Origin of the sequence: Pseudomonas frederiksbergensis, assembly GCF_000802155.2 — a bacterium.
Taxonomy (GTDB): Bacteria; Pseudomonadota; Gammaproteobacteria; order Pseudomonadales; family Pseudomonadaceae; genus Aquipseudomonas; species Aquipseudomonas frederiksbergensis_A.
In genome coordinates this window covers 1-4,128 of record NZ_JQGJ02000048.1, presented here as the reverse complement: position 1 = coordinate 4,128, position 4,128 = coordinate 1, and the positions used below count along the sequence as shown (strand labels likewise).

Sequence of the window (4,128 nt, the reverse complement as noted above, 5' to 3'; positions counted from 1 at the left end):
AGGCTCGCCACGCTTCACCGCACTGTCACGCTTGATCCACTTCGCCAGGCGATAGCACCACCCACTGTCCGAGTCGCGGGTTTCGCTCTTGGCGATGAAGAAACCCTTGAACGAGCCGACCGTTTCATCGGTGACGGCGTCGTATTTCAGGCCCATCAGCTTGAGCTGGCTTTCCAGCTGCTTGGGTTCATAGGTCCACTCGGCGAACATGGAAAAGCGTTGACGGGAATCGGTGCCTCTGAGGGCTTGGCCGTCCTGCTCGGCAACCACATCGGAAATCTCGCGCTGCAGCTGCTGTTCGGTTACTTGATGGTTAATTGACGTATTGGGTGCAGATTCTGCACCCCGTTCTGTCTCAGGCTGCACCCCGTTCTGTTGTGAGTTGCACCCCGTTGCGTCATTTGCACCCCGCTCTGTACGGGGTGCAGTATTTGCACCCCGCATAAGCTGAAGGTCATAAACCACCGGGCGCCGGTCGTGGCGATCGATGTGCACCGCGGCGATCGCCTGGTTTCCCTTCTTGATCAGGCCCGACTCTTCCAGGGCGTCCAGCTTGTAACGGACGGTGCGCTCGGACAGGCCCGTGTCCTGGGCCAGAGTAGATGCCGAGGGGAAGGCCCCAGCACCGTTGGAGCCGGCATAGTTGGCAAGGCACAGCAGCACGTGGCGGGCACTGGAGTCCTTCAGGGTTTGAACGGGCAGCGATAGCGCCCATGACATTGCTTGAACGCTCACAGCGAGGCTCCGATATTCTTTTCGGCCAAGTAGGCAAGGCCTTTGGGGGTGATCATTGGGTCGAACGCGGCGCGCTCGATGCCAGTCTCTCGGTCTGGCTTCAGTGCGGTGACCTTGTGGATCATGTAGCCGGAGGTGATGCGAGGCTGATAAGCGACCCAGCGCCTGGAGCCCTTGCGGCGATAGATCCAGCGGTGCTGTTCGAGCCAGGCGAACAACTTGCAGGGCTGGACCTGCAACTGCTTGGCCGAGTCAGTGATGCAGATCGCCCCGCCGGCGGCGGCTAGGCGCTTGATAGCAGCAACCTTGGGTTCCTGGTCCAGGATCACCAGACGCAACGACTGGTTGTCGCGGGCCTGATCCGCAGCAGCTTGCAACGCCTCGGCGTACGTCGCCGGGATCTGGAACTGTCCAACCTGCGCTTCCAGTTCCTGCCAGCGGTCGATGATCTTGGCCCGCAGCTCGACGCTGTAACCCGAGACCACCACAAGGGTGTCACGCTGGGTCAGCAGGAACTCACGGTAGACTTGGCCGTTCTGCGGGTGGACGTAGGGGGTGTCGTTTGAAGAAACGACACCCTTCGCGACGTATGCCCGGATGGTTTTGAGGACGTTGTCGTGGCTGCTACCGGTGAGTTCGGCAATCTCGCGTGACGACATGGTGTGACACGACACCTTTTGCGATGGTCCCAAAAGTGTCGCGACATGGCGGGTATTGCCGGGAGCGGTGTTGATGTTCATAATGGCCCCACTGTGTTTTACAAGTTGTTGAAAGAGCCGGGTTGCAGCCCGGCTTTTTTGTGCCTGCTATTCAGGCAACCTTCACCGACTGCTCCATCACGTTCAGCTCGTGCCGCACGTGATCGATTTCTTTGCGGATGGCTTGCTTCTCGATCTGGGTCACCCGACCGTCATCGAGCGCGCTGTGCACCGCCAGGGTCAGGTCCGCGATTTCTTTGCCGACATGCATCATCGAAGCGGTTAGCGCTTGCGGCTCGGGGGCTTCCTTCCTGACCAGGTCGAAGCCGAACTGATCAGCCAGGGCAGCAAGCGGACGCATGTCGCCCGTGTGCAGCAAGATCCCGAACAAGTGCTCGATGGTCAGGTGATGGGCGTCGTTGTCCGGGTTCGCGCGCTGCAGGAGGCTGACGTGAGGAACCCCCATTTGCCCGGCCAGAACCTTTGCTTCGTTGTCCAGGACCGCGCTTTGGCAAGCCCGCAGAAATTCGTCCATTCGTAAAACCTCGGTTTTGTTTCAGTGGCTGCGTGCCATCACGCATTGCAAAATGTTTCCTAAGAGCTAAGCGGCGGTCACCGTCGGCTTGGGCTCAGCGCAGAGCTCGCGAGCGGTGATCAAACCGCTGGTAAGTTCTTCAGCTTTGAACGCGGTTTTTGCGCTCATGGAGTACGCACCGGTTACCCAATACGAAACCGCGGCTTGAGTAACCCCCAGCGCTAAAGCTGTTTTGGTTTGCCCGCCAAAGTGGTCGACGAGCCTTTCGATAGGGGTCATAGCGAGCCCTCCTGATAAGCACGCTTATATCGTATGGAGAAGGAGCCTTATTTGCAAGGGCATAAGGGAACTTATAAATTAACGGACATGACGACACTAGCCGAACGCATGAAGCTCGCTCGCAAGCATGCGAACCTGACCCAGAAAGCTCTGGCCGAAAAGGCCGGTGTTGAGCAACCGGTGATCTCCCAACTGGAGACCGGTAAGAATCAGCAGAGCGTCCATCTAGCAAAATTTGCGCACCTTTGTGGGGTCAGCGCCATTTGGCTATCCGACGGCATTGGCTCGATGACCGACAAAGTCACGGGCGAATCGAACGTGAGCATGGCCAAACAACCAGCCGAGCTATATCGCTATCCGGTAATTAGCTGGGTATCCGCAGGGGCGTGGGAAGAAGCCGTCCAGCCATACCCTGACGGCTTCTCAGACCGCTACGAGCTGTCAGACTACGACTCGAAAGGGCCCGCGTTCTGGCTCGAGGTTAAAGGTGACTCAATGACGGCGCCGACTGGTACAAGTGTGCCAGAGGGAATGCTGATCCTGGTCGACACAGAAGCCGACGTAAAGCCTGGGAAGCTGGTGATTGCGAAGCTCCCGGCCAGCAACGAAGCAACGTTTAAGAAGCTGGTAGACGACGGCGGCGTGAGGTATCTCAAGCCCTTGAATCCTGCATATAAAATGGTTGAGCTGGATGAGAACTGTCGAATCATAGGAGTGGCCGTGCGAATGACCGGTAAGCTTTAGCCCTCACCCGATCCCCCAAAGCCCGCCAAGCGCGGGCTTTTTTGCGCCCCCTCATCGATATAGTACAAATGTACTCCTCCCGTCATTGCCGTTTTTCTTAAGATGAAATACTGTTTATCCATACAGTACAAAAAGGAGAACGCCATGAACCTGATCGCCGCTCGCACAACCGTCTCGTCTAAAGCATACGAGCACGTCGGTCGCCGTATCCAAATGATGGTTTCAGACCCGAAGGTGCAAAAACACCAGGCGGTGAGCATCAAGCGACGAGACGATGAGGCACTCGATGCTTGGGATCGGGTGCTCCAAGAGCTGGATGAAACCGATGGAGTAACGGTTGAGCGCCTGGGACAAGATCACGTTCGGATCGGCTGGCGAAGCTACCTAGACTGCTAAACAAGGCCCGCGCAACGCGGGCTTTTTATCGCCTGATGCAAAATTTATAAGTCTACTTATTGACGAGGATGAATAAGCAGGCTTATATTTGTTTCAAGCCGGCGTGATACCGGGCCAGCAGCGAAAGCTGCACCGCTCTTTAACAACCAGCGCAACAAACAACAGACCGCATTGCCTCTACCGGCGACCGGCGAGCAGACAGGCCCGAAAGCCTGCCAACGACAGGAACAACCTGGACGGCTGCTCGATGGTGAAACGCCAGAACCGTGTGAACGACCCGGCATGCAATGCGCCCCGCCCCTTCCGGCGGTAATTGGACGGACAGCATCACTTCTGCACCTTGGCGACAGGGTGCAGCGGGATGGCGAAAGCCTACGGAAATGGGCGAACTACACGTATGAACCCCATATAAAAGTAATGGTGACGTGGAAGTCCGGTGCAAACCCGGGCCCGAGCACCTGGTACTCCCCAGCACCAGGCCGCATCGGAGAGTGATCGAAGCGTGCCCAAGCGGGCTGCAACGCTAGGATCGCAAAGCCCCGTGAATGTCCTGGGCCGGTATGAGCAAGACGGCCAATACCAAAAACGCGGCGGGAAACAAGCAGGGGTAGCGCCCTGGTGTTTCGATCACTCTCCGATGCGGATTAACAGGTGGCCACTGCCTGCCCAGTGAGCGAACAACGGAGGATAACCGCCATGAAATAGCCAACCTAAAGTCCTTCCAACGAAGGCACCCAGCGC

6 protein-coding genes are annotated in these 4,128 nt (G+C 57.6%); 2 read left to right on the top strand and 4 right to left on the bottom strand.

All coding sequences use genetic code 11. The features are described 5' to 3' along the window. From JZ00_RS29540 to JZ00_RS29525, 4 genes are all read right to left on the bottom strand, one after another. Positions 1-720: helix-turn-helix domain-containing protein (locus tag JZ00_RS29540; RefSeq protein ID WP_039594716.1), on the bottom strand; the 720-nt coding region annotated here is incomplete at its 3' end. Between the two features lie 11 nt (positions 721-731). Next, a complete protein-coding gene (locus JZ00_RS29535) occupies positions 732-1,394 on the bottom strand; it encodes a Rha family transcriptional regulator (RefSeq protein ID WP_039594715.1) in 663 nt (220 codons plus the stop codon). Between the two features lie 151 nt (positions 1,395-1,545). Then, the gene (locus JZ00_RS29530; protein WP_039594714.1) at positions 1,546-1,968 is read right to left on the bottom strand and encodes a phage regulatory CII family protein; all 423 of its coding nucleotides are present in this window, start codon (positions 1,966-1,968) and stop codon (positions 1,546-1,548) included. 66 nt (positions 1,969-2,034) lie between these two features. Beyond that, positions 2,035-2,247 carry a transcriptional regulator gene (locus JZ00_RS29525; protein WP_039594713.1) on the bottom strand — a complete coding sequence of 71 codons (213 nt, stop codon included), beginning with the start codon at positions 2,245-2,247 and terminating at the stop codon, positions 2,035-2,037. An 87-nt stretch (positions 2,248-2,334) separates the two neighbouring features. Between JZ00_RS29525 and JZ00_RS29520 the strand changes: the two genes are divergently transcribed. Beyond that, the gene (locus tag JZ00_RS29520) at positions 2,335-2,991 is read left to right on the top strand and encodes a LexA family protein (protein WP_039594717.1); all 657 of its coding nucleotides are present in this window, start codon (positions 2,335-2,337) and stop codon (positions 2,989-2,991) included. A 144-nt stretch (positions 2,992-3,135) separates the two neighbouring features. Further along, positions 3,136-3,387 (top strand): DUF1654 domain-containing protein, encoded by a 252-nt coding sequence (locus JZ00_RS29515; protein WP_039594712.1) that lies wholly within the window; start codon positions 3,136-3,138, stop codon positions 3,385-3,387. Positions 3,388-4,128: the final 741 nt, after the last annotated feature.